Here is a 23146-nt window from a genome sequence, read left to right on the forward strand (position 1 = left end):
CAATCACCGTGATTGCTGCGAAAGCAGAGGCTCTACCAAGCCCGGCAAGGGCTGTCACGGCCCTTGCAATAGGCCAATCCGTCACGCCTTCAGGGTACCGTCGGCCCAAGCGGCGAAATCGTCCATGATGATGTCGCGGTTCACCTCGTTCAGGCTTTCGTGGCGGGTGTCGGCGTAAACCTTTGAAACGAGATTCGAAAAGCCCATCCTGAGCATGCGGTTGGCAAGGTGGGTGATGCCCTTGCCGTAGTCCGAAGCGGGGTCTTTCTCGCCGCCAACGATGGCGACCGGAAGGTCGCGCCGCACGCTCGTGAACCCTGCATCCTTGCCGCCGTTCATCGCCATGGAGACCACATCGTGCCACATCGACACCGAGGCGTCCCAGCCGCACAGCGGATCGGCGATGTATTTCGCCACCTCCGCCTCGTCGCGTGACAACCAGTCGAACGGCGTGCGGTGGTTGGGCACCGCCTTGCCCCAGGCCTGGAAGGTGAGTTTCGGCAGCAGGCGCGATGGAACGTCGGAGCCCAGCCGCATCCGTTCCCAGGCAAGGATGCCGAGCGCTACCTGCCCAAGCCGCCCTTGCGAGAAATTGCCGTTCCAGATCGCGGCGGCATGGACACGCGGCGAGTGGCTCAAAAGGTAGTTCAGCGCTATCGACGCGCCCATCGAATGACCGAAAAGGATGACCGGCAGATCAGGGCATTCGCTGGCGATCAGGTCATGGATGGCATCGACGTCGGCGATCACTTTGGCCGGGCCATCCTTGTCGGCGAATTTGCCGAGCGGCGCGTCGGGCGCCTTGGTCGCGCCATGGCCGCGATGGTCATGGACATAGGCGTGGAAGCCGCGCGCGGCCAGGAAGTCGGCGAAACCGGCATAGCGCGCGGCGTGTTCGGCAAGCCCATGATTGATCTGGACGACGGCACGTGCCCGGCCATCGGCATGCCTGACGAGGAGATTGAGATCGGCGCCGGTCGATGAGCGGACCATGCGTTGTTGACTGAAAGGCATGGCCGCCTGCTCTCTCCCCATTTATCGTTGTTGGTTTTGTTTGCGCCGGCGCCGGTTTCGCGTCAATCCACAGCAACTGCTTTTGCGCGACGATGTTTCTTGCGTTCGGCCAGCAAAACATCGCAATTCTGACATGGAGACAGCTTCAGTCTGTCGCCCACTTTCTTCAGCCGGGGATTCTCATGCGCATTGGTGTTGTTTTCGGATTGGCCATGCTGGCGATATCGCTGGCCGGCGCGGCGCATGCCGACGTCAAGATGAGCGGCACTTTCGTCGCCGACGCTGCCTGTCCCGCAACGCAGGCCATCAAGAACAGCAAGAATCCCGGCAATGTCTCGACCGATGCCGGACAGAGCTACCAGCTGCTGGCCGGCAACAAGGACGCGCCGACACATTATCTGATCCTGGTGCCGGGCGCCGATCCGGAGCGCCGCTGGGTGAAGGTCAGTTGCGGCCATCTGTCGGGCAGCAGTGCCGCGACGGTGCCGGCCGCACCTGGCGGACAAGGCAAGTCCGCCGCCTCGGGCAAGCCCGAATATGTCTTCGCGCTGAGCTGGCAGCCGGCTTTTTGCGAGACCAAGTCGAACAAGACCGAATGCAAGGCGCAGAACCCGAACGAATTCGATGCCACCAATTTCACCTTGCACGGCCTGTGGCCGCAGCCGGCCGGCAATTTCTATTGCCAGGTGGGGGCCAACGACAAGGCCAACGACAATCCGGCTCACTGGAAGGACCTGCCGCCGGTCAATCTGGACGCCGGCACCCGCAAGGAGCTCGACCAGGTGATGCCGGGTACGGCCTCCCAGCTGGAGCGGCATGAGTGGATCAAGCACGGCACCTGCTACGGCAAGAGCCAGCAGGAGTATTTTGCGGATGCGCTCGGCCTGATGCGGGAGGTCAACGGCTCGCCGGTGCGCGATCTCTTCGTCAAGAACATTGGCGGCAAACTGACGGCGGACCAGATCCGTGGCGCCTTCGACACCGCGTTCGGCGCGGGGGCGGGGGACCGCGTGCGGGTGTCCTGCGTCATCGATCCCACGAGCGGCCGGCGGCTGATCGGCGAACTGACGCTTGGCCTTGCCGGCCCGATCGGCCCGAACGCTTCGCTCAAGGATCTGCTGCTGGCCTCGGTGCCGACCAACAAGGCCGGTTGCCCAACCGGCACTGTCGACGCGATCGGGTTCCAGTAAGCACGCGCCCGAACGGCGTCGACTGCCCGTTAAGCACTGCGCTGAAATGGCTGGCGATCGCGTTGACGGCGGTCTCGACGCTGACGAGCATTCGGCGCCAGAGAAAGTCCCAGACCGGCGCTAGAATTGCCCTGACTTGGTCCAAGCGACCGCCATTTCGGCCTCAGGGCCGCCTGGCTCGCCGACGACGCGATCACGCCCGGTCGACTTCGCCTTGTAGAGGCGTTGGTCGGCGAGCGCGAACAGATCGGCAAGGCAGCGGGTCGTTTCGCTGACGGTTGAAACGCCGGCGCTGACGGTCAGCTCGAAGCGGCTGGTGACGGCCGATGCCTTGACCGCGTAGCGGATGCTTTCGCCAAACAGCCTGGCGACCGAATGCGGGCGCGAACTCAGGACGGCGAATTCCTCGCCGCCGATCCGGAACACCTGGTCTTCGGCGCTGGCCACCTCGCGAAGCAGGGTCGCAACCGCCTTCAGCACCTTGTCGCCCTCGGCATGGCCGAAACGGTCGTTGATCGACTTGAAATGGTCGACATCGATGATCAGCAGGCTGAGCGGCCTCGCCGTGCGCAGGCTGATCTCGACCGCGGCTTCCCCGTCAGCGTCGAAGCGGCCGCGATGCAGCAGGCCGGTCAGGCCGTCACGGCCGACATGCTCGACCAGTGCTTCGTAGCGCTCGCGGTATGTCAGCGTTTGGAAAATATCGGTCAGTCCGCGCGGCAGCGGAATGTCGCGCTCCTCGAACCATCTGAGGTAAGCCACGAGCATGCCGCTGAACGCCAGGGCGGCGGCCATCTTGGCGAACCATCCGCCGAAGAAGACATCGATCGGCGCGCCGGCAACGAAATGCAGCGCGGTGAAGAAACCCGCCTGGTCGAAGGTCAGCACGCAGGCGACGCAAATCAGGATGCGCGCGAACTGCGCCTGGCGCAGGTACCGGCCAAGCTTTTCATAGATCAGGATGATCAGGATGGCGTCGATGAACAGCAGCGTCGTGCCCCACACCATCAGCCAGCCCATCTCGTCGATGAAGCCGATGTCGGGCAGACGGCCGTCAGGCAGCGGCGCAATGGCGTGCAGGCGCAAGAGCAGCACCAGCCCGATCATCAGCGCATTGCCGAGCAGCAGGCCGTAGATCGGCTGGCGTACGGTGGCCGCGTCCTCCTTCATGTAGAGCAGGAGGAGCATCACCAGCTTGCCCGAAAACAGCACCGCCGAGCCCGGCGAAACCATGCCGAATGGCAAGGCGACATAAAAGACGCTGGCGAGATAGGTTTCAAGGAAGTGCATGACGCCGAGCGCGCAGACGAAGACGCCCAGACCAATGCGCTTCCTGAAGCGAAAAAGCGTCACCATGACGCTGAAGTAGACGATCGCTTCGGCAAGGAGCAGGAAACTGTTCAACAATGCCGTCGATCCGCTCTCTTTCCAGGAATCGCCGTAAGCCAGCGATTCCACCCCGATCCTGTTTTGACGCGGAAGGGTTAACCTGAGCTTTCAGCGGCTTCGTTGCCGATGGAAAACTTCAGGGAGGCGGCACACACTTGTCCGTGTGGTCGGCTTGATCTGGCAAAAGCGATTGCCGTTCGCCGCCGCATCGCCTACATAGCGGCCAACCTCCATTCAAATCGACAATTCAGTCAGTTCAGGGAAGCGCGCGTGGCACGCCAGTTCATCTATCACATGTCCGGCCTGTCGAAGGCCTATGGCACCAAGAAGGTGCTCGATAACGTTCATCTTTCCTTCTACCCGGACGCCAAGATCGGCATTCTCGGGCCGAACGGCTCGGGTAAGTCGACGATCCTGCGCATCATGGCCGGGCTCGACAAGGAGTTCCAGGGCGAGGCATGGCTGGCCGAAGGCGCCACCGTCGGCTACCTGGCGCAGGAGCCGCATCTCGACAACTCCAAGACCGTGCGCGAAAACGTCATGGACGGCGTCGGCAGGAAGACCGCCATCATCGAGCGCTACAACGAGCTGATGATGAACTATTCCGACGAGACGGCGGACGAGTCCGCCAAGCTCCAGGACGAAATGGACCGGCTCAACCTTTGGGATCTCGACCAGCAGGTCGAGATGGCGATGGACGCGCTGCAATGCCCGCCGCCTGATTCCGAAGTCACCAGCCTGTCGGGCGGCGAGCGTCGCCGCGTGGCGCTCTGCCGGCTGCTTCTTGAACAGCCCGACCTGCTGCTGCTCGACGAACCGACCAACCATCTCGACGCCGAGACCACGGCGTGGCTCGAAAAGCACCTGCGCGACTATCCCGGCTCGGTGCTGATCATCACCCACGACCGATACTTCCTCGACAATGTCACCGGCTGGATCCTCGAACTCGACCGCGGCCGCGGCATTCCCTACGAGGGCAACTACACCAGATATCTCGACGCCAAGGCCAAGCGCCTGATCCAGGAAGGCCGCGAGGACGACGCTCGTCAGAAGTCGATCTGGCGCGAGCGCGAATGGATCCAGTCGAGCCCGAAGGCGCGCCAGACCAAGTCGAAGGCGCGTATCAAGGCCTATGAGGAACTGGTCGAGCAGTCGCAGAACCGCAAGCCGACCGACACGCAGATCGTTATTCCCTCGAGCGAGCGTCTCGGCAATGTGGTCATCGAGGTCGAAGGCCTCAACAAGGGCTTTGGCGACGAGCTTCTGATCGAGAACCTGTCGTTCCGGCTGCCGCCGGGCGGCATCGTCGGCGTCATCGGCCCGAACGGCGCCGGCAAGACGACGCTGTTCAAGATCTTCACCGGCCAGGAGAAGCCGGATGCGGGCACCGTGCGTATCGGCGAGACGGTCAAGCTGGGCTATGTCGACCAGAGCCGCGATGCACTGGATGGGAACAAGACCGTGTGGGAAGAAATCTCCGGCGGCGCCGAAATCATCAAGCTCGGCAAGCACGAGATCAACAGTCGCGCCTATTGCTCGTCCTTCAATTTCCGTGGCGGCGACCAGCAGCAGAAGGTCGGCAACCTCTCCGGGGGCCAGCGCAACCGCGTGCATCTGGCCAAGATGCTGAAGAATGGCGGCAATGTCCTGCTGCTCGACGAACCGACCAACGACCTCGACACCGAAACGCTGGGAGCGCTGGAAGACGCGCTCGAAGCCTATGCCGGCTGCGCCGTCATCATCAGCCACGATCGCATGTTCCTCGACCGCATGGCGACCCACATGCTGGCCTTCGAAGGCGATGCGCATGTCGAGTGGTTCGAAGGCAATTTCGAGGAATATGAGAAGGACAAGCTGCGGCGCCTGGGCGCCGAAGCGGCGGCCCCTCACCGCATGACGCACAAGCGGCTGACGCGGTAGGGGACCAAGGGGGGCGGCGAATTCTCAAACCATATGAGGAGTTCAAATGGCTGACTGGTCCGCCGCCCAATATCTGAAATTCGAGGATGAGCGCACGCGACCCGCGCGCGACCTCGCAGCACAGGTGCCGGTTGATTTCCCGCGCCGGGTCGTCGACATCGGCTGCGGACCGGGCAATTCGACCGAGCTCCTGGTCGAGCGCTGGCCGGATGCTCAGGTGAGCGGTTTCGACACCTCTCCCGACATGATCGAAAAGGCGAGGGCACGCCTGCCCAATGTCAGCTTCGACCTCGCCGATGCTTCGACATGGCAGCCGGCCGAGCCGGTCAATGTCATCTTTGCCAATGCGGTGTTCCAGTGGCTGCCCGAGCACCCTGCGGTGTTTCAGCGGCTGATGGGCTTCCTCGCGCCCGGCGGTGCGCTGGCGATCCAGATGCCCGACAACATGGCCGAGGATTCGCACCGGCTGATGCGCGAGACCGCGGCCGAAATGCCGTTTGCGGCAAAGATAAAGGGCGCGGCGCGCGCGCCGCTGCCGCCAGTGTCGTTCTACTACGACCTGTTGTCGCCGCTCAGCGACCGGCTCGATATCTGGCACACCATCTACAATCATCCGCTGGCCGATGCCGAGGCGATCGTCGAGTGGGTCAAGGCGACCGGGCTGAAGCCGTTCCTCGATCCGCTGGAGGCGGACGAGCGAAAGCTGTTCCTCGACAGCTACACGGCCAAGATCGCCAAGGCCTATCCCAGAACGGCCAACGGCAAGGTGCTGCTGCGCTTTCCGCGAATTTTCATTGTCGCAAAAAGGGCCGGCTAGGAAAGAATTATCCACTTTGCTTGGGCCCTGATGTGGCCGCTTGACCCGGTTTGACCGCCGTGCCCAACTCATCGCGCGGACGACGATGGCCCGCATGGCAGGGGGTGAATGATGACTTTGAAAAGATTGCTTTACGGCGGTGGCGTATGCGCGGCGGCACTTCTGGCGTTTTCGGTTTCGGCCGAAGCCAAGCGGGCGCGCTGCTTCACCACGGATGACGGGTATTTTCCGTGCAGCTACCGCGCGATCGATGGTGCGGGCAGCTTCCGCATCTCGGCGCCGGGCTATCCGACCTATGTGCTGGAGATCGACGGGCCGGGTTTTGCCTATGGCTACGTCAATCTCGGCCGCCGCAACGTGCCGTTGCCGGGACAATATGTGCGCAGCCGCGACGACGGCGCCTGCTGGAACAACCCGCAGACAGACACCAAGCTATGCGCCTGGTGAAAGCGGGTCAGGCCGGCCTGAAACCTTGATTTAAGCCGGCGTAAACCGGCCGGATGAGAAAAGTGTTGCGCCGAGACGTTTCGGCGCCCACATGAAGCCGCAACGCCTGCGGATGGGACGGACTGGAACATGCATCGCGTCATCATCAGCGGCATCGGCGCTGAAATTCCTGAAGCTGTCATCACCAATGAAGAGCTGGTCGAGAGCTTCAACAGCTGGGTCGACACCGAGAACGCACGCCGCCAGGTCACCGGCGAGGCGCTGCTGCAGAAATCCGACAGCGACTTCATCGTTCATGCCTCGGGTGTGAAATCCCGTCATGTGATCGAGCGCGAAGGCATACTCGATCCAACCCGCATGACGCCGCGTATTCCAGCGCGGCCCGACGATGCGCTGTCGCTGGAAGCGGAATTCGGCATCGCCTCGGCCAGGAAGGCGCTCGACCATGCCGGGCTTGAACCGTCGCAGATCGACCTGATCATCTGCTCTGCTTCGCACCACCAGCGGCCCTATCCGGCGATCGCCATCGAAATGCAGGAAGCGCTGGGGACAAGGGGCGCGGGCTTCGACATGGGGCTTGGCTGTTCGTCCGCCGCCGCCGCTCTTCACATGGCCGTCAATCTGGTGCGCTCGGGCGCGCACAAGCGCATCCTGGTGACCACGCCGGAAATCATCACCGGCCATCTCAATTTCCGCGACCGGCAGACGCATTTCATCTTCGGCGACGCCTCGGTGTCGCTGGTGGTGGAGGGACTTGCCAAGGGCGACAAACGACCGGGGCGCTTCGAGGTGTTGGACACACGCATCTGGACGCAGATGTCGAACAACATCCGCACCAATCTCGGCTATCACACGCGCACCGCCCAGGACGATCCCTACATGATCAACCTGGAAGGCAATCTGATCAAGCAGGTCGGGAACAAGGTGTTCAAGGAAGTCACCGTCGCCGGCCAGAAGTTCATTGTCGAATTCCTGGCCGAGCACGGGCTGACCCCTCAGGCAGTCCGGCGCTTCTGGCTGCACCAGGCCAATGCGCGCATGAATGCCATGATCCTGAAGCTCTCCTTTGGCCACGATGTCGATCATGACCGTGCGCCGATGGTGCTGGAGCGGCTGGGCAACACCGCGGGCGCCGGCGCCATCGTGGCGCTGTCGGAGAACCATGCCGACATGAAGCCCGGCGATTTCGGCTTGATCTGCGCCTTTGGCGCAGGGTATTCGATCGGCGGCGCGCTCATCCGGATGCTTTGACGCGCGCCGATATTCAGGTGATGCCGGCCTGCAAACGAAGGCTTTTCCGCGCTTCCGTCAGGCCGGTGTGAAGGGCACCAGCATCGGCACCCGCCGTGCGTAATCGTCATAGGCGGGGCCTAGTTCGCCGCGCAGGAAGCGTTCCTCGAGCTTCGCCTTCATGACGACGCCGATGATGAGCAGAGCGGCGCCGGCAATACCCCACACCGTGCCCTTCGCCGCCATTGTGGCGAGCACGGCCAACAGCAGCCCCGTATAGATCGGATGCCGGACCAGCCCATAGGGGCCGGTGTCGACGATGCGATGGTCTGCCTTGGCAGTGACCGAGGCCGACCACAACCTGCCCAGATGAATGCGCGCCCACCACGAGAAGATCAGCCCGATGGCGATCAGGGCAATGCAAGCCCAGGCCTCGGTGAGGGTTGGGGTCCACAATCTCAGCCTGCCTTCATAGCCGTGCGCCGGAACGAACAGCAGGACGGTGCCGGCCAGCCAGAAGACACGATAGCGGACCTCAGCTCCGACGGTGGCGCGTTTTTGAGCCGGATCAGCCCACGCCGCGGCCGCAACCCACGTGAGCACCCAAATCAGCCAGAGCAGCGTGATTGCCGTCACCGGTCGCATGCCGAACCTCCGGTCCTTGCTTTTTATGCATGTCGTTCTCCCGAAGCCGGGACCCCTTTTGGGGCGACATGCATTCGAGCACCATGAAAGCGATCCGACGCGGCGGCAATGCGGTGCCAATTCCATTTCCGGTAAGAAGATCGTGATCCTTATCCTCACTCGCTGGAACAGCTGAACATCCATTGCACGCCGTAGGCATCGACCAGCATGCCGAAACTGCTTCCCCAATATTGCCTGGCCAGGGGCACGGCGATGCGGCCGCCGGCGGCGATGCGTGGGAAAAGCTCCCGCATGGCGGCGAGATCGTCGAATTCCAGCATCATGGCGGAGCCTTTCATCGGCTCCGCATCGTCATTGTCGGAAGCGTGAAACAGCACACCCGGACCTTCGAAGCGCGCATGCAGGATCTTTCCGCGCATGGCTTCGGTTCGTACCGGCATGCCGTTGTCGCCCCAGCGCAACAGGATGGTTGCCCGGCCGAGCCCGCACTCTTCGTAGAAGGCCAGTGCCGGCTCGCAGTTGGCGGTGAAGAACAGCGAAGGGGAGAGCCGCATCCTGTCGTTCCCCATCAGTTCAGTGTGCTGCGGCGGCGACGGCGGCGACAAGTGCATCGCCCGTATATTGCCTGTCGCCGATGCCCCAGCCGCCGTCGGGCGCGTTGACAATGTTGATCCAGGTGTTTTCGGGCTTGTGCTCCGGGACGCAGAGATCGGCGACAATACCGGCGGCGGTGGTGATGAAGGCCTTGCGGGCTTCAACCGAGCCAAGGCCGATATTGGGCAATTTCAACTCCACCATGACGACGGGCCGGTTGGCGCCGCCGGCATAGATGTGGCGGGACGGCAGGACATGGACCGTGCCGCCGACGATCGCGGTGAAGAACGAATTGCCGGCAGCACCTGAGGCTTCGATGAGAGCGGCGCTGAGGCGCGGCAGGATTTCGCGCTCTCCGGCGGGGGTCAATACACCTTCCGGCGCGGTCACGGTGATTGGCATATGGGCTCTCCTTGTCCTCGGGTTGCACGGCCTTGCCCGACGGATCGTCTTCCGGCTTGCCATGTTTCGTATCAATTGTTACGTTATGCGAAACAATTGAGTCAACAGGTTTCGTATCGATCACTATGAATAATTTGGAAAAGGCCAGGGGCGGTCGTCCCCGTGCGTTTGACCCCGACCGGGCACTGGACGCGGCGATGCATCTGTTCTGGGAGCATGGCTATGAGGCGACGTCGCTTGCCATGCTGCGCGAGGCGATGGGGCTGACGCCGCCGCAGATCTACAATGCCTTCACCGACAAGGAGACCTTGTTCCGCAAGGCGCTGACACGCTACCACGAGACCGAGATAGGGTTTGCGCTGGAGGCGCTGAGCGCGCCGGTACCGACGCGCGAGGCGATCCGGCGGTTGCTCATCGGGGCGGCGGAGGCCTATTCCAGGCCCGGCAAGCCGGGCGGATGCCTTTTCGTCAGCGGCGCGCTGGCGGCCTCGCCGCAGGCGCAAGCCATTGCGGATGAACTCAAGGCCTATCGCAAGGCGAGCGAGGCGGCGATCGCGGAGCGGTTGGCCAAGGGCAGGGCGATGGGTGATCTGCCGGAAGGCGTCCGCCCCGAAAGCTTGGCCAAATTTATTGCAGGCGTCATGAACGGCATGTCGATCCAGGCGCGCGACGGCGCATCGGTCGAAGAGTTGCGCGTTTTGGCCCAAACCGCTCTTGCGGCATTGCCGGACGAAGGGCAAAACCAGGGTGCATCATCCAAGGAATGAAGCCATGCTGGATCTCTTCCCCGAGGCCAACAAGCCGGTCGAAATCATCCCGGCAAAGAAGCTGTCCGCCCGTGCGGCCGCGCTTTATGTCGCGCCGGCGGATCATTTCCAGACACGCCCGGTGGCGGAATTGCGGCTGGGCTTCGACGGCATATCGGGCGATTTCCATGCCGGCGCGACGCGGCGTTCGGGCGGACGCGAACCCTGGTATCCGCGCGGCACCGAAATGCGCAACGAGCGGCAACTGTCGATCGTGGCCGGGGATGAACTGGCCATTGTCGCCGAGCGGATGGGGCTAGCCGAGATCAAGCCGGAATGGATCGGCGCCAATCTGGTGATCGAAGGCGTGCCGCATCTGTCGATGCTGCCGGCCGGCACGCTGCTGTTCTTCAAGGACGGCGTCACCCTCAAGGTCGATGCCCAGAACGGACCATGCCGCATCGCTGGGCGATCGATCGCCGAAAATGCAGGAATGGCCGACATCGAAGCCGGCGCATTGTTGTTCCCGAAAGCGGCGAAGCGGCTGCGGGGCGTGGTCGCCTGGGTCGAGAAGCCGGGAACGATCAAGGCCGGCGAAGAGATTTCGGCACGGGTGCCGGAGCAGTGGATTTATCGGTCATAGCTTCTTCCGGGCGTGAGCGGCGGAAAAGGGCAGGGCCTCGCTTGACCTCAGAGGGCGCAGGCGGCCTACCGGGATAGCAGTTTCACAGGTTGCAAATGATTGTCCGAACAAGCCGCAGGGAAATCCTCAAATATGTGGGAGCGACAATAATGGTTAGCACGACACCGGCCATGGCGGACGGCGACTGGCAGATTGCCGCGCCAAACACGGCGGGATTCAAATCCGATCCCGCGGCGAGCTTCGACGAACTGGCGAAGATGGGCAAACTGGCGGGCGTCCATGGAGTCGTTGCCCTTCGGGGCGGTCGTATCGTGTTCGAGCGCTACATGGACGGGAACGACATGAGATGGGGGCAGTCGCTCGGGAACGTGGCATTTGGGCCCGACACGCTGCACGATGTCAGGTCGGTCACCAAAAGCATCGTCGGTCTGCTCTATGGCATCGCGCTCGCCGGCGGCCAGGTGCCGGGACTTGATGAACCCGTTGTCGCGCAGTTTCCCGAATACCCCGATCTTGCCAGCGATCCACAGCGCAAGCGTCTGACCATTCGCCATGCCTTGACCATGACGATTGGCACGGAGTGGAACGAGAACGTGCCGTACACCGATCCCGCGAACAGCGAAATCGCCATGGAGCAGGCGCCGGATCGCTACCGCTTCATCCTCGATCGCCCGATACTTGCCGAACCGGGAAAGAGGTGGACCTACAGCGGCGGAGCCGTTGCGCTGCTCGGAAAGATCATCGAGAGGGGCACCGGCCAAAGCTTGCCTGAATTCGCTCGCGGCGCGCTGTTTGATCCCCTCGGAATCAACGCCATGGACTGGATTCGCGGACAGGACGGCGAAGCGTCGGCCGCGTCGGGCCTGCGGCTGGCGCCGCGTTCGCTGGCTCGCATCGGGCAGATGATCCTGCAGGACGGTCAGTGGGAAGGTCGCCCGATCGTGCCGAAATCCTGGCTTGAGCAGAGTTTCCAGCCCGCCGCATTGGTCGACATGGGCTGGCCGGGAATGCGCTACGGCTGTCTCTGGTATCTGGGCGAAGAGGCCATAACGGATAGAGCTGGGACGTATGGGGAGCGCTTTGTCGCCGCCTTTGGAAATGGCGGACAAAGGTTGTTTGTCTTCCCCGGCCTCGATTTCGTACTCGCCATAACGACCGGAAACTACAATTCCCCCGATCAGTGGCGAGCGCCCGCGGCTATATTGTACAACGTATTTCTTCCTGGCTTGACCGGCACCTGACCGATCGCTTCCGGCCGGAACCGGCCCGATCCCGACAGGCGCGAGCAAACGTTTGTCGGGATCATACCGGGGCAACCGCACCGCTTGGGGGCGATGCAGCATGGACGCGCCTCAGCCCTTGTGGTTCTTGTTGGCGCCTTGCGCCATGACGGAAACGTGGTCCCACTTGTCCCAGGTGGCGAGGCGGTTGGCGTATTCCTGGCGGATCATCGGCAGGCCGCCATCGCCGAAGAACACGCGCAGCGGTGGTTCGGCGGCGTCGACGATGGCCAGCATCGCCGGGCCGGTCGCCTTGGGATCGCCGGCGACCGAGTTGGCGCGGCGCTCGGCCATCTTGGCGCGGGCAGGCGCATAGGCCTCGATCGGCTTGGAGACCTTGGCGGAGGCGCCGGACCAGTCGGTGGAGAAGCCGCCCGGCTCGACCAGCGTGACATGGATGCCGAACTCCGCGACCTCGATGCTGAGTGACTGGCTGAAGGCTTCCAGCGCCCATTTCGAGGCATGGTAGAGGCCGAGCGAGGCAAAGGCATTGACGCCGCCGATCGACGAGATCTGGATGATGTGGCCGGACCTCTGCGACCGCAGGATCGGCAGGGCTGCCTGCGTGACCCAGAGCGCGCCGAACACATTGGTTTCGATCTGGTCGCGGGCTTCCTGCTCGCTGACTTCCTCGATGGCGCCGAAATGGCCATAGCCGGCATTGTTGATGACCACGTCGAGCCGGCCGAAGCGCTTGTGCGCCTCGGCGATGGCGGCGTCGACAGCTTTCTTGTCGGTGACGTCGAGCTTTATCGCGGCAATGTTGTCGCCGTACTTCTCGACCAGATCGGTGAGCGTGCCGGCGTCGCGGGCGGTCGCGGCAACGCGGTCGCCACGCGCCAATGCGGCCTCGGCCCAGACGCGGCCAAAACCCTTCGACGATCCGGTGATGAACCAAACCTTTGATGTCATGATGTGGGATCCTTGCCCCTGCGGGCGCGATTTTGGGTGAAAGCGGAGGCTTCTCCGCTTTCGCGCATATACAGTCCGTCCCCTGATTTTCCAGAGGCGAGGGGGAAATCTTTTTGAACCGGGCGGCCGGGGATCAGGGATATTTCACGGGGCTCGACCACGCCGGATGATCGTGCTTTCGCCAATAGAGCGTCATCAGCCGGCTGGTGACGGGCCCGACCTTGCCATCGGCGATCGCCGCGCCATCGATCCGCGTCACCGGCATGAGGCCGCCGGCGGTCGAGGTGATGAAGACCTCGTCGGCCGCCTTGAGCGCGGCGACGCTGACATCGGTGGCCTCCACGGTTAGCCCTTCCTCGCCACAGAGATCGAAAACGGTGCGGCGGGTGATGCCAGGCAGCACGCCGATGGCCGGCGTCGACAGTCTGCCATCCTTGACGCGGAAGACGTTGAAGCCGGGGCCCTCGGCGACATTGCCGTTGAAGTCGAGAATGAGCGCGGTCTCGGCGTCGCGGTCATAGGCATCGTAGAGGCCGCGCACCAGGTCGAGCCAGTGGTAGTTCTTGATGGCAGGATCGATCGAAGCCGGCGGGATGCGCACCTTGTCGCTGATGGCGACGTGCAGGCCGCGCCGCAGCTGATCGGCATTGGCGACCGAGCCGAATTGCACCGCGAACGCCATGAAGCGGTTGATCGCCTGGCGTGGATCGCGGCTGAAGGTCGGCGAGGCGCCGCGGGTGCACAGCATCTCGACATAGGCGGCGCGATGACCCGACAGCGCGACGCAATTGTGCAGGATCTCGGCCACGCTTTCACGGTCGAAAGGGATCGCCATGCGCAGCTTTTCGAGCCCGCCGAAGAAGCGGTCGAGATGCAGGTCAAGCCGGAAGAAGCGGCCGTCCCAGACATGCACCGTATCGTAGGTGGCGTCGGAGTGCAGAAATCCCCAATCCAGTACGGACACCTTGGCTTGCGACATCGGCAGGTACTGACCATCGAGGAAGGCAATGCCTTCGGGATAGGAATGCGGGTCGATATGGCGATCGCCAACCAGGGGCAGGTGCGCTGGATCCTCTGTTGCCTTCGTCCGGTTCATCGCGGCCTCCTCTCGCACAAGGCGGATCAGCAGGCTATCGGCGCCGGACAGAAGCGATAGAGCCAGCCATCAGGCGCTGTTCGTCCTCCATGGCGATCTGGCCGATACATCGGGTTGGAGTTGCCTTATGATCCGGCAGCTTGGAAATGGGAGGGGGATATGGTCAGGCTTGGGACCGTCATCGCAACCATGATGATTTTCGCCGCCGCGAGCGAAGCCAGCGCACAGTGCGTGAAACAAGGCGACGAACTCTGCCAGAACGGCCAGACCTATCGCTGCGAGAAGACCGGCAGCGAACTGACGCCGATCTTCCAGAACCTGCCTTGCGCGGTGAATGTGCCGGCGCAGACGCTGGCCGGCACCTGGGTCGGCAGTGGTCACCAGAGCCCGGCGGGTGATGCCGGCGCCGACTGGTCGATCGCCATGACGATCAGGGATGATGGCGCATCGATCGATTATCCGTCACTCGGCTGCGGTGGATCGCTGTCGCAGACGTCGCGGGACGGGACATCCGCCGAATTCCATGAAAGCATCACTTACGGCCAGGACAAATGCATCGATGGCGGCGACATCACCGTCCGGTTTTTCAAGGGGAACCTGTCCTGGACCTGGGTCGGCCAGGCCGACGGCCAGCCCTACAATGCGGTCGCCGTGCTGAAGCGAAAATAAACGGACCTGCCGTCTCATTCATCCTCGTCGTCGGCGTCGAGCAGGCGTGTCGCCCGCCAGCGGGTGAGCACCATGTTGGTCTGCTCGATGACGAAGAAACGTGCGGAGTCGCGGTCATACCCCTCGGCCAGCAGCCTTTCGTAATCGGTGTGCATGTGGCGGATGTGGGCGATCGTCGCCAGCCACACCGCGATCGTCGGCGGCAAGGTTTTCATATGCACCGAGCCGGCATCGGCACGAATTTTCTCCATGTCGGCGTAAGGCGCCAGCGGCAGGAGTGCTGTCAGTGCCTTGGCGATGGCCCGGCGGCGGCCGGTCGGCGCCGTCATCGCTCCTCGCGCCCTTCGATGGTCGCCTCCGGCACGGCGTCGGTCGAGGCGAAGTAAGGCTTGATGTCGATGACCGGGGTGCCGTCAAGCGCATCGATGGCGTCGATATCGATGCGCCCGGCGGCGATATCGAGCCCGACAAGTTTTGCCACATGCAGGCCGACCGGGTTCGGCCGGGCAGGGGAGCGCAGGCCGAATACGCCTTTTGCTTCAGCCGCATGGCGCGGTTTCTGAACAATCAGATTCCGCGGCGCGTGATGCAGCCAGGACAGGATGACGACGTGGCTGGCGCGCCCCAGGCCCTGCAAGCCGCTGCGATAGGCCGCGTCGATGGTCAGTACCGCCGGCAGGCCGGTCTCGCGGGCCGTGCGCATGTTCTTCGGGCAGCTCTCGCGTGTGGTCCATGGCGAGGCGATGCGGCCGATGAAGACGACGCCGCCATCCGCGGGCATCGCGGCCGGATCCTGTTCCAGCCTCTGCTCACCTTGGCGCGCCTCGAACATTTCACGCGGTGCGGTCATTCTGCCATCTCTGTGTCGGTGCCTGTCATTGTCCCAAAACCGCTACACGTTTTTGGGCGATATGCACCGGGAAATCACGCGTGCGGCATTTTCTTGTCCGGAAGCGACATAGCGCTTGCAAGGTTTTGAAAATCGACATAAACATATGTTTATATCTTTTTCAAATCTGATGCGCTGAAAAGAGAATACGCAGATGCATGTCTCGCTCGACACCATGGTGGATACGCTGAAGGCGGCGGCCGAATCCAGCCGCCTGCGCATATTGGCACTGTTGTCGCGCGGCGACCTCACCGTTTCCGATCTTACCGAAATTCTCGGCCAGTCGCAGCCGCGCGTCTCTCGGCACCTGAAGCTCTTGCTGGAGGCCGGGCTGATCGGCCGTTACCAGGAGGGGTCGTGGGCTTTCTTCCGCCTGTCGGATGCCGATTCCGCGCGTGACTTTGTCATGGGGCTGGTTTCCAGCATTCGCGGTGCCGATCCGCAGGTCGAGCGCGATCTCGAGCGCCTGGCCTCGGTCAAGCGCAAGCGGCAGGACCGGGCGGCGGAGTATTTTTCCGTGAATGCCGCAAGCTGGGACCATATCCGCTCGCTGCATGTGCCGGATCGTGCGGTCGAGGCCGCGATGCTGAAGCTGGTCGGCAAGCGGCCGTTCCAGTCGATGCTGGACCTCGGCACCGGCACCGGCCGGCTCCTGGAAATCTTCTCGCCGCTCTACCGGCGCGGCGTCGGCATCGACATGTCGCGCGAAATGCTGACCGTGGCGCGCGCCAATCTCGACAAGGCCGGCGTTTCCAACGCGCAGGTGCGGCAGGGCGATATCTTCTCGCCGCCGGTGGAGCGTGACGCCTTCGATCTCGTCACCATCCACCAGGTGCTGCACTATCTCGATGATCCCGCCCGCGCCATCCACGAGGCCGCGCGGCTGTTGCGCCCGTCGGGCCGGCTGGTCATCGTCGATTTCGCGCCGCACACGCTGGAATTCCTGCGTGACGAGCATGCGCATGTCAGGCTCGGCTTTTCCGACCGGCAGATCGGCGAGTGGTTTGCCGAGGCGGGCCTCGATCTCGAGGATGCCCAGGAGTTCGAGCCGCGCGGCGGCAACGAGGCCAGGCTTACCGTCAAGCTGTGGCTTGGCCGCGACCGGCGCCTGCTGATCGCCGATCCCGCCAATGACAGCCAGCAGAGCAAAGTGAATTCGATAGGGGAAATCGCCTGATGAACCAGTTCCGCTTTTCCCGCCGCCCCGACATTGGCGACAAGGTTCGGGTTTCCTTCGAATTCTTCCCGCCCAAGAACGACGAGATGGAGGCGCGCCTCTGGGACACGGTCACGCGGCTGGAGCCGCTGAAGCCGAAATTCGTCTCGGTGACCTATGGCGCCGGCGGCTCGACGCGCGAGCGCACGGCGCGCACCATCAGCCGTATCCTGAACGAGACGAGCCTCACGCCGGCCGCGCACATGACCTGCGTCGACGCCGCCCGCCATCAGGTCGACGCCGTGATCCAGGAATTCGCCGATATGGGCGTGAAGCGCTTCGTCGCCTTGCGCGGCGACCCGGCCGCCGGCGTGGGCACCGCCTACCGTCCGCACCCGGACGGCTATGCCAACGGTGCAGAGCTGGTCGGAGCGCTGAAGGACGCCGGCGATTTCGACATTTCGGTCTCGGCCTATCCGGAGAAGCATCCGGAAAGTCCTGACTTCGCCACTGACATCGACATGCTGAAGCGCAAGGTCGACAATGGCGCGACGCGGGCGATCACCCAGTTCTTCTTCGACAATGATCTCTACGAGCGCTATGTCGAGCGCGCGCGCCGCGCCGGCATCTACATCCCGATCGTGCCCGGCATCCTGCCGGTGCACAATTTCACCCAGGTCGCCAATTTCTCCGCACGCTGCGGCGCGCTGGTGCCGGCATGGCTGGCGGAGCGCTTCGACGGGCTGCAGAACGACCCGCAGACCCATGCGCTGGTGGCATCGGCGGTGGCCGCCGAACAGGTGCTGGACCTGGTCGAGCGCGGCGTGGGCGATTTCCACTTTTACACGATGAACCGCGCCGACCTCGTCTTCGCCATCTGCCACATGATCGGCATCCGCTCGCACGAGGCGGAGGTGGCCGGATCGGCTGCTGCGTGAGGCAGGGCTGAACAGCAAAAGGCCGGGTAAAACCCGGCCTTTCGAATTGCTTAGACTATCTGGTGCTGGTCTTCCCCGTTTTGGCGGGTTCAGGGAAGGACGCCCATAATGAGGGCGCCGATGAAAGCAAACGCAGCACAAATCATCAATGCGTTGATTGGCCTCGTAAGTCCCATGACATAGCCTCCTCTTAAAGAGCTATGCCTAAGAGTCTAGGTTCATTTGTGCCACAGGCAAGCGGAAAATGTGCTGCATTGCGACGTGATTGCCAGATTTGCGACCTCGGTTTTGCCGTTAGCCGTTGAAACTTCTCGGCAAAAACCCGCTTCAGACCTGTGAATAAATTGTGGCGGGATGGTGTCGCGGGCGTGTCATGGCAGCGCTACATCAGCGAAAGTCGACTTCGATTTTCACGCCAATGCCGTTCAACCTACCGCCTTCCAAGGACGCGTCCGTCGATGGTGAGAAGACCAAGTCCGATCAGCACCACGCCGCCGACCTCGAACAACTCCAGGCGTTCGCCAAGGAACAGAAAGCCGAGCAGCATGGCGCTGGCCGGAACGATCAGCGTGACCAGCGAAGCGTTGGTGGCGCCGGCCGAGGCGACGAGGTTGAAATAGAGAATATAGGCAAAGGCGGTGGACAGGAGAGCCAGTGCCAACACCGCAGCCCAGACCGGCGGCGAGGCCGAGAACAATCCGGCCGGACCGTAGGTGAAGAGCACAATGGGGATCATGATGATGGTCGAGGCGGTCAGCTGCCCGGTGGCGATGACCGGCGAGGGCACGCCCTTGAAGCGGCGGGCGACCATCAGCGCAATGCCATAGGACAGCGAAGCGCCGATCAGCGCGAATTTCGCCCAGACCGGGCCGCCAAGCCCGGCGAGCAGGCCGGGACCGATCATCACGGCGGTGCCGGCAACGCCGAGCGCGATGCCGGCCAGCTTGTTCCAGGAGAGCTTTTCGTCCGATGTCATCGCGTTGGCGAGGATCAGCGTCCAGAACGGCGTGGTTGCGTTGAGCACCGAGGCGACGCCGGCGCCAAGCTCGGTCTGGCCGGCGAAGATCAGCGAGAAGGGGACGACGTTGTTGGTGAAGGCCAGCAGGAAGAACAGGCCGGCATGCGGAAGGGCAAGGCGGAACGAGGGACCGCGCAGGCCGAGATAGAGCTGCAGCGCGATCGCGGCGATGGCGACGCGAAACAGCACCAGCACCAGCGGATGAAGTTCGGCCACCGCGATGCGGGCGAAGAAGAACGAGCCACCCCAGATCGCGCCGAGCAGCAGCAATTGCCCCCAGTCGGCAAGCGTCATCGGTCCGCGCGGCGCTGATGTCGCGGCTATTGCCATGTCTATCGTCCTCCCCCAGAAGGCCCGGATGCAGCCGGTCGGACACACGGCATATCCGTTCCGGCGACAAGGGCCACCCGAAACCTGATCGCCGGCAAACGATGCTGCCAAAAACTAGCGCCGCTGCGTCAAGTGCACGAGACACAGAATTGTTTTCATTAGCCGCTAGCTTGGATTAATTGTGCGCAGGCTGAAGTCGAGGATTCGTCAATGCAGCGATTCGAGAATGCCCGCGAGGCGGCTCTGGCGCTTCGCCCGGACGATCCCGTCTATTGCTTCCGCCCGCAGGTGCTGAAGGCCGATGCCAGGCAGTTCATGGGCATGTTCCCCGGCAAGACCGCCTATGCGGTCAAGACCAATGGCGAGCAGATCGTGCTGAAGACGCTGGTCGAGGCCGGCGTGACCGCCTTCGACGTCGCTTCACCAGGCGAATTCGCGGCCGTGCGCGCCGTCTCGCCCGATGCCGAGATGCTCTACATGCATCCGGTCAAGGCGCAGTCGGACATCAAGCTGGCGCTGGAGAAATACGCCATCCGCGTCATCGCGCTCGACCACGAGGACGAGATCACAAAGCTGACCCGGGTGGTGCGGGCACTCGACATCGACCCGGGCTCGGTCAGCGTGTTCGTGCGGGTGCAGACCAAGGGGCATGCCGCCTACGAGCTGTCGAAGAAGTTCGGCGCCGGCCCGGCCTATGCCGTGGAACTGGCTGAGCGGCTGAACCGTACGGGCTACAAGGTGGGGCTGTGTTTCCATGTCGGCAGCCAGATCGAGGATCCAGACACCTATGAGCGGGCGCTGGCTTCGGCCGACTGGGTGCGCAACCGGCTGACCTTCGATCTTGCCGGGCTCGACGTCGGCGGCGGTTTTCCCGCCGAATACGGCCATGATCCCAACCGCAAGCAGATCGAGATGCCGTCGCTCGGCCAGATCATGTCGCGGCTTTCCGGCGACCTGAAAGAGTACCAGTTCGACCAGATGCCGCTGGTGGCCGAACCGGGCAGGGTGATCGTGGCGCGCTGCCTTTCGCTGATCGTGCGGGTGCTGTTGCGCAAAGGCAAGCGGCTCTACATCAATGACGGCATCTGGGCATCGCTGTCGGATTCCTGGACCGGCAAGATCACGCTGCCGGCGCGCTTCATTCCTGATCCGGCGATCAGGACCCGCAATGGCGATGAGGGCAAGATCGTGCCGTTCAAGGTCTGCGGCGCGACCTGCGATTCCGTCGACATCCTGTCCAGGCCATTCTGGCTGCCGGAAACCGTCGATACCGGCGACTGGATCGAGATCGGCCATATCGGCGCCTACTCGCTGTCGCTGCGCACACGCTTCAACGGCTTTTATCCCGATACCTTCGTCGAGGTGACGACGCCCTTCGACGAGGGCGACGCGCCGCAAGGATTCGCGAGTTTGGAGACGATGGCGGATTAGGGCAGTAAGGCGGTAAGGGAGAGGGGTGGCGGCAGTCACTGCTTTCGGGCTCGTTTTCCTACTGCTCTACTGCCTACTGCCTACAATTTCCCCAACAGCTCCGGCGTCGGCCAGCCGTCCACAGGCAGTCCAAGCCGCATCTGTTCCTTGCGGATGGCTTCGCGCGTGTTGGTGCCCAGAATGCCGTCGACCGTGCCGACGTCGTAGCCCCGGGCTTCGAGCTTGGTCTGCAGCGCCCTCATCTGCTCGTTGTTGAGGCCTTGTTCGGGGTTGCGCGGATCAAGCGGCGGCGCGCCGGCAAGCCGCGCGGCGAGATTGGCCGCGGTCAGCGCGTAGGTGAAGGACTGGTTCCATTCGAGATAGACATCGAAATTGTCATAGGTCAGGAAGGCTGGCCCCTTGCGGCCCATGGGCAGGGCCAGGCCGGCCTTCAGGCCCTTGTCGACGAGCGGCGAGCCGTCGGGATTGGTGACGCCCCACTGCGCCCACTGTGTCAGGGGCAATTTGTTGGTGCGCCCGGTCTGGTCCCAGGGCATCTCGTCGGGCACCCGCACTTCCTGGATCCATGGTTCGTCACGCTTCCAGCCGCGCGAAAGCACCTTGTTGGCGGTGGTCATGATCACGTCGGGCACGCTACCGCGCAGGTCGATCTTGCCGTCGCCGTCGCCGTCGACACCACGGGCCAGATAGTCCGAAGGCAGGACCTGCGTCTGGCCGATTTCGCCGGCCCAGGCGCCCTTGACGTCGGCCGGCAGCACGCCGCGGTCGATCAGCTCCAGAAGCGGCACCAACTGTTGCCGGAACAGTTGCGGGCGGCGGCAATCATGCGAAAGCGTCACCAGCGCGCTCAACGTGTGGAAATCGCCCTGCACGGCGCCGAAATCGGTTTCGAGCGCCCAGAAGGCGGTGATGACAGGTGCCTGGACGCCGAACTGCTGGTCGGCACGCGCGAAGATGTCGGCGTATTTCTTCATGTTCGCCGCACCCTGCTTCAGCCGGTAGGCGGAGATCATGCGGTTGGAAAATTCGATGAAGGTCTGGGTGAAGACGCCCTGGGCGCGGTCGCGCGCCAATGCCCTCTCGTCAAAATTGGCATCTTCCAGCGCATCGAGGCCGACGGCGCCGACACCGGCCGCCTTGGCTTCCGCCGCCACGCCCTGTTTCCAGGTTTCGAAGTCGCCGCCGCATTCCTGTGCCATCGCCGGCAAGGCCGTGGCGCACAGGAATAGCGCCGCGAGGGCTTGGGAACGCAGTCGCATCAGCTTCCTTCCGAAACGAAAAGGGCATTGTCGTGATTGGCTGGAAGCCCAACGCCCCGAATTACCAGCGGTTGCACTCTTTGCCGCTGGCTGTGTCGAAAAGCAGGCGGCAGGCCCGGTGTCAACGGTTCTTCTGCCACAGTCGCTTGTTCAAGGCGGCTCGGCAGGCGTTGAATCCGGTTCAACGGGAACCCTGCTGGAGTGATTTGGTGGAAAGATTCGCTGCCGTTGAACCCGGTTCAACGGAAACTCTGCCGGAGTGATTTGGTCGAAGGGGGTGCTGCCGTTGAACCAGACATCAGCGGGTGTTCTGCCGCAGCCACTTGTTCCAGGCGGCCTCGCTGCCGTTGAAGACGTTGATGTCGGATTTGCCGGTCATGCCCGGAACGATGCCGGTCCCGGTGTACTGCCAGAAGGTGAACGGATGGCTGCCATACTTCTCGCGCGGGTGGCCGGCGACCGAGCGTAGCCAGTAGGGGTAACCGCGGAAGCTCGAGAGCTCGTTGTCGTCGAAGAAATCGACCGAGGTGTAGATGATCGGCTTCTTGCCGTAATGCCGCTCGACGATTTCGAGGAAGGTGGTCATTTCCGCGCGCACCGTGGCCGGGTCGGGGCGCAACCTGCAGGTCGGCGATTTCGGGTTCCATTCCATGTCGAGGACAGGCGGCATGGCGGATCGGTCGACGGGAACATTCTGGATGAACCAGCGCGCCTGCTGGGCGGCCGGAGTGCAGAAATAGAAGAAATGATAGGCCGCGCGTGGAACGCCGGCGGCCTTCGTGCGCGCCCAGTGCTCGTTGAAATATTCATCGAAGCGGTCGCCGCCCTCCGTCGCCTTGATGAAGGCGAAGGAAATGCCGCTGGCCTTGGCGATCGGCCAGTCGACCGAGGTCTGGTATTTGGAGACGTCGGTGCCGTGAACAGCATAGTTCCACGGGGCGCCACTGTCCCATTCATGCGGCTTGGAATCCTCGAAGCGCGGCGCGCGCACGGCCACCGTCGGGCTGCTGGAAGCGGATGGCGACTGCGGCGACAGATCGTCCACGGTCGAGCAGGCGCCAAGCAGTGTCAGCATGAAAAGGGCTGCAAGACGGCGCATCGCAACTTCCAAGCCGGAATCAGCCGGTCGCT

General features: G+C 63.2%; 24 protein-coding genes. 12 read left to right on the forward strand and 12 right to left on the reverse strand.

Going from position 1 to position 23146, the window contains the following annotated elements; translation table 11 throughout:
- Positions 1-81: 81 nt before the first annotated feature.
- Positions 82-1014, reverse strand: a complete 933-nt coding sequence (locus EB231_RS16740; RefSeq protein WP_172349775.1) for an alpha/beta fold hydrolase — start codon at positions 1012-1014, stop codon at positions 82-84.
- Positions 1015-1196: 182 nt separating this feature from the next.
- Here EB231_RS16740 and EB231_RS16745 point away from each other — a divergent pair, with 182 nt between their 5' ends.
- Positions 1197-2204 carry a ribonuclease T2 family protein gene (locus EB231_RS16745; RefSeq protein WP_172349776.1) on the forward strand — a complete coding sequence of 336 codons (1008 nt, stop codon included), beginning with the start codon at positions 1197-1199 and terminating at the stop codon, positions 2202-2204.
- 120 nt (positions 2205-2324) lie between these two features.
- Here the strand turns inward: EB231_RS16745 and EB231_RS16750 are convergent, their stop codons facing one another.
- Entirely contained in the window at positions 2325-3611 is a 1287-nt protein-coding gene (locus EB231_RS16750) for a GGDEF domain-containing protein (protein WP_172349777.1), read from the reverse strand.
- A gap of 252 nt (positions 3612-3863) precedes the next feature.
- Here EB231_RS16750 and ettA point away from each other — a divergent pair, with 252 nt between their 5' ends.
- The 4 genes from ettA (at position 3864) to EB231_RS16770 (ending at position 8028) form a co-directional block, all read left to right on the forward strand.
- A complete protein-coding gene (gene ettA / locus EB231_RS16755; protein ID WP_172349778.1) occupies positions 3864-5513 on the forward strand; it encodes an energy-dependent translational throttle protein EttA in 1650 nt (549 codons plus the stop codon).
- 46 nt (positions 5514-5559) lie between these two features.
- Positions 5560-6330 (forward strand): trans-aconitate 2-methyltransferase, encoded by a 771-nt coding sequence (gene tam, locus EB231_RS16760; protein WP_172349779.1) that lies wholly within the window; start codon positions 5560-5562, stop codon positions 6328-6330.
- 111 nt (positions 6331-6441) lie between these two features.
- On the forward strand, positions 6442-6777 hold the full coding sequence (locus EB231_RS16765) for a hypothetical protein (protein ID WP_172349780.1): 336 nt from the start codon (positions 6442-6444) through the stop codon (positions 6775-6777).
- Between the two features lie 129 nt (positions 6778-6906).
- On the forward strand, positions 6907-8028 hold the full coding sequence (locus EB231_RS16770) for a beta-ketoacyl-ACP synthase III (protein ID WP_172349781.1): 1122 nt from the start codon (positions 6907-6909) through the stop codon (positions 8026-8028).
- A 57-nt stretch (positions 8029-8085) separates the two neighbouring features.
- Here the strand turns inward: EB231_RS16770 and EB231_RS16775 are convergent, their stop codons facing one another.
- The 3 genes from EB231_RS16775 to EB231_RS16785 form a co-directional block, all read right to left on the reverse strand.
- Positions 8086-8652, reverse strand: coding sequence for a methyltransferase family protein (locus tag EB231_RS16775; protein WP_246740981.1), 567 nt, complete (start codon positions 8650-8652; stop codon positions 8086-8088).
- Positions 8653-8807: 155 nt separating this feature from the next.
- Positions 8808-9206, reverse strand: coding sequence for a VOC family protein (locus EB231_RS16780; RefSeq protein WP_172349782.1), 399 nt, complete (start codon positions 9204-9206; stop codon positions 8808-8810).
- Between the two features lie 19 nt (positions 9207-9225).
- Positions 9226-9648 (reverse strand): hypothetical protein, encoded by a 423-nt coding sequence (locus EB231_RS16785; protein WP_172349783.1) that lies wholly within the window; start codon positions 9646-9648, stop codon positions 9226-9228.
- 197 nt (positions 9649-9845) lie between these two features.
- Between EB231_RS16785 and EB231_RS16790 the strand changes: the two genes are divergently transcribed.
- The 3 genes from EB231_RS16790 (at position 9846) to EB231_RS16800 (ending at position 12278) form a co-directional block, all read left to right on the forward strand.
- On the forward strand, positions 9846-10415 hold the full coding sequence (locus tag EB231_RS16790; protein ID WP_246740982.1) for a TetR/AcrR family transcriptional regulator: 570 nt from the start codon (positions 9846-9848) through the stop codon (positions 10413-10415).
- A gap of 4 nt (positions 10416-10419) precedes the next feature.
- The gene (locus EB231_RS16795; protein ID WP_172349785.1) at positions 10420-11037 is read left to right on the forward strand and encodes an MOSC domain-containing protein; all 618 of its coding nucleotides are present in this window, start codon (positions 10420-10422) and stop codon (positions 11035-11037) included.
- 170 nt (positions 11038-11207) lie between these two features.
- On the forward strand, positions 11208-12278 hold the full coding sequence (locus EB231_RS16800; protein WP_246740983.1) for a serine hydrolase domain-containing protein: 1071 nt from the start codon (positions 11208-11210) through the stop codon (positions 12276-12278).
- Between the two features lie 111 nt (positions 12279-12389).
- Here EB231_RS16800 and EB231_RS16805 read toward each other — a convergent pair whose 3' ends face one another.
- Both EB231_RS16805 and EB231_RS16810 read right to left on the reverse strand, forming a co-directional pair.
- A complete protein-coding gene (locus EB231_RS16805) occupies positions 12390-13229 on the reverse strand; it encodes an SDR family oxidoreductase (RefSeq protein ID WP_172349786.1) in 840 nt (279 codons plus the stop codon).
- Positions 13230-13362: 133 nt separating this feature from the next.
- Positions 13363-14325, reverse strand: coding sequence for a D-amino acid aminotransferase (locus EB231_RS16810; RefSeq protein WP_172349787.1), 963 nt, complete (start codon positions 14323-14325; stop codon positions 13363-13365).
- Between the two features lie 159 nt (positions 14326-14484).
- Here EB231_RS16810 and EB231_RS16815 point away from each other — a divergent pair, with 159 nt between their 5' ends.
- Entirely contained in the window at positions 14485-14994 is a 510-nt protein-coding gene (locus EB231_RS16815) for a hypothetical protein (protein WP_172349788.1), read from the forward strand.
- A gap of 14 nt (positions 14995-15008) precedes the next feature.
- Here the strand turns inward: EB231_RS16815 and EB231_RS16820 are convergent, their stop codons facing one another.
- Both EB231_RS16820 and tsaA read right to left on the reverse strand, forming a co-directional pair.
- Positions 15009-15323 (reverse strand): DUF2293 domain-containing protein, encoded by a 315-nt coding sequence (locus EB231_RS16820; RefSeq protein ID WP_172349789.1) that lies wholly within the window; start codon positions 15321-15323, stop codon positions 15009-15011.
- Positions 15320-15844 carry a tRNA (N6-threonylcarbamoyladenosine(37)-N6)-methyltransferase TrmO gene (tsaA, locus tag EB231_RS16825; RefSeq protein WP_246740984.1) on the reverse strand — a complete coding sequence of 175 codons (525 nt, stop codon included), beginning with the start codon at positions 15842-15844 and terminating at the stop codon, positions 15320-15322. The genes EB231_RS16820 and tsaA overlap by 4 nt, the downstream gene beginning before the upstream one ends.
- A gap of 193 nt (positions 15845-16037) precedes the next feature.
- Here tsaA and EB231_RS16830 point away from each other — a divergent pair, with 193 nt between their 5' ends.
- Positions 16038-17060, forward strand: coding sequence for an ArsR/SmtB family transcription factor (locus EB231_RS16830; RefSeq protein ID WP_140775776.1), 1023 nt, complete (start codon positions 16038-16040; stop codon positions 17058-17060).
- Positions 17060-17977 (forward strand): methylenetetrahydrofolate reductase [NAD(P)H], encoded by a 918-nt coding sequence (gene metF, locus EB231_RS16835; protein ID WP_140775777.1) that lies wholly within the window; start codon positions 17060-17062, stop codon positions 17975-17977. Before EB231_RS16830 ends, metF begins: the two co-directional genes overlap by 1 nt.
- Before the next feature lie 430 nt (positions 17978-18407).
- Here the strand turns inward: metF and EB231_RS16840 are convergent, their stop codons facing one another.
- On the reverse strand, positions 18408-19325 hold the full coding sequence (locus tag EB231_RS16840; RefSeq protein WP_172349790.1) for a DMT family transporter: 918 nt from the start codon (positions 19323-19325) through the stop codon (positions 18408-18410).
- 210 nt (positions 19326-19535) lie between these two features.
- Between EB231_RS16840 and EB231_RS16845 the strand changes: the two genes are divergently transcribed.
- Positions 19536-20756 carry an alanine racemase gene (locus tag EB231_RS16845; RefSeq protein WP_172349791.1) on the forward strand — a complete coding sequence of 407 codons (1221 nt, stop codon included), beginning with the start codon at positions 19536-19538 and terminating at the stop codon, positions 20754-20756.
- 80 nt (positions 20757-20836) lie between these two features.
- On the opposite strand, the gene EB231_RS16850 is transcribed toward EB231_RS16845, so the two are convergent.
- A complete protein-coding gene (locus tag EB231_RS16850; protein ID WP_172349792.1) occupies positions 20837-22015 on the reverse strand; it encodes a lytic murein transglycosylase in 1179 nt (392 codons plus the stop codon).
- A 298-nt stretch (positions 22016-22313) separates the two neighbouring features.
- Entirely contained in the window at positions 22314-23114 is an 801-nt protein-coding gene (locus EB231_RS16855) for a glycoside hydrolase family 25 protein (RefSeq protein ID WP_172349793.1), read from the reverse strand.
- Between the last annotated feature and the right edge of the window lie 32 nt (positions 23115-23146).

This window comes from Mesorhizobium sp. NZP2298, assembly GCF_013170825.1.
Taxonomy (GTDB): Bacteria; Pseudomonadota; Alphaproteobacteria; order Rhizobiales; family Rhizobiaceae; genus Mesorhizobium.

What these genes read in the sequence shown, in the direction of transcription:
- EB231_RS16740 (WP_172349775.1), bottom strand. Translation starts at nt 1,014, where the DNA reads ATGCCTTTCAGTCAACAACGCATGGTCCGCTCATCGACCGGCGCCGAT.
- EB231_RS16745 (WP_172349776.1), top strand. Translation starts at nt 1,197, where the DNA reads ATGCGCATTGGTGTTGTTTTCGGATTGGCCATGCTGGCGATATCGCTG.
- tam (WP_172349779.1), top strand. Translation starts at nt 5,560, where the DNA reads ATGGCTGACTGGTCCGCCGCCCAATATCTGAAATTCGAGGATGAGCGC.
- EB231_RS16765 (WP_172349780.1), top strand. Translation starts at nt 6,442, where the DNA reads ATGACTTTGAAAAGATTGCTTTACGGCGGTGGCGTATGCGCGGCGGCA.
- EB231_RS16770 (WP_172349781.1), top strand. Translation starts at nt 6,907, where the DNA reads ATGCATCGCGTCATCATCAGCGGCATCGGCGCTGAAATTCCTGAAGCT.
- EB231_RS16775 (WP_246740981.1), bottom strand. Translation starts at nt 8,652, where the DNA reads ATGCGACCGGTGACGGCAATCACGCTGCTCTGGCTGATTTGGGTGCTC.
- EB231_RS16780 (WP_172349782.1), bottom strand. Translation starts at nt 9,206, where the DNA reads ATGCGGCTCTCCCCTTCGCTGTTCTTCACCGCCAACTGCGAGCCGGCA.
- EB231_RS16785 (WP_172349783.1), bottom strand. Translation starts at nt 9,648, where the DNA reads ATGCCAATCACCGTGACCGCGCCGGAAGGTGTATTGACCCCCGCCGGA.
- EB231_RS16790 (WP_246740982.1), top strand. Translation starts at nt 9,846, where the DNA reads ATGCATCTGTTCTGGGAGCATGGCTATGAGGCGACGTCGCTTGCCATG.
- EB231_RS16795 (WP_172349785.1), top strand. Translation starts at nt 10,420, where the DNA reads ATGCTGGATCTCTTCCCCGAGGCCAACAAGCCGGTCGAAATCATCCCG.
- EB231_RS16800 (WP_246740983.1), top strand. Translation starts at nt 11,208, where the DNA reads ATGGCGGACGGCGACTGGCAGATTGCCGCGCCAAACACGGCGGGATTC.
- EB231_RS16805 (WP_172349786.1), bottom strand. Translation starts at nt 13,229, where the DNA reads ATGACATCAAAGGTTTGGTTCATCACCGGATCGTCGAAGGGTTTTGGC.
- EB231_RS16810 (WP_172349787.1), bottom strand. Translation starts at nt 14,325, where the DNA reads ATGAACCGGACGAAGGCAACAGAGGATCCAGCGCACCTGCCCCTGGTT.
- EB231_RS16815 (WP_172349788.1), top strand. Translation starts at nt 14,485, where the DNA reads ATGGTCAGGCTTGGGACCGTCATCGCAACCATGATGATTTTCGCCGCC.
- EB231_RS16820 (WP_172349789.1), bottom strand. Translation starts at nt 15,323, where the DNA reads ATGACGGCGCCGACCGGCCGCCGCCGGGCCATCGCCAAGGCACTGACA.
- tsaA (WP_246740984.1), bottom strand. Translation starts at nt 15,844, where the DNA reads ATGACCGCACCGCGTGAAATGTTCGAGGCGCGCCAAGGTGAGCAGAGG.
- EB231_RS16830 (WP_140775776.1), top strand. Translation starts at nt 16,038, where the DNA reads ATGCATGTCTCGCTCGACACCATGGTGGATACGCTGAAGGCGGCGGCC.
- metF (WP_140775777.1), top strand. Translation starts at nt 17,060, where the DNA reads ATGAACCAGTTCCGCTTTTCCCGCCGCCCCGACATTGGCGACAAGGTT.
- EB231_RS16840 (WP_172349790.1), bottom strand. Translation starts at nt 19,325, where the DNA reads ATGGCAATAGCCGCGACATCAGCGCCGCGCGGACCGATGACGCTTGCC.
- EB231_RS16845 (WP_172349791.1), top strand. Translation starts at nt 19,536, where the DNA reads ATGCAGCGATTCGAGAATGCCCGCGAGGCGGCTCTGGCGCTTCGCCCG.
- EB231_RS16850 (WP_172349792.1), bottom strand. Translation starts at nt 22,015, where the DNA reads ATGCGACTGCGTTCCCAAGCCCTCGCGGCGCTATTCCTGTGCGCCACG.
- EB231_RS16855 (WP_172349793.1), bottom strand. Translation starts at nt 23,114, where the DNA reads ATGCGCCGTCTTGCAGCCCTTTTCATGCTGACACTGCTTGGCGCCTGC.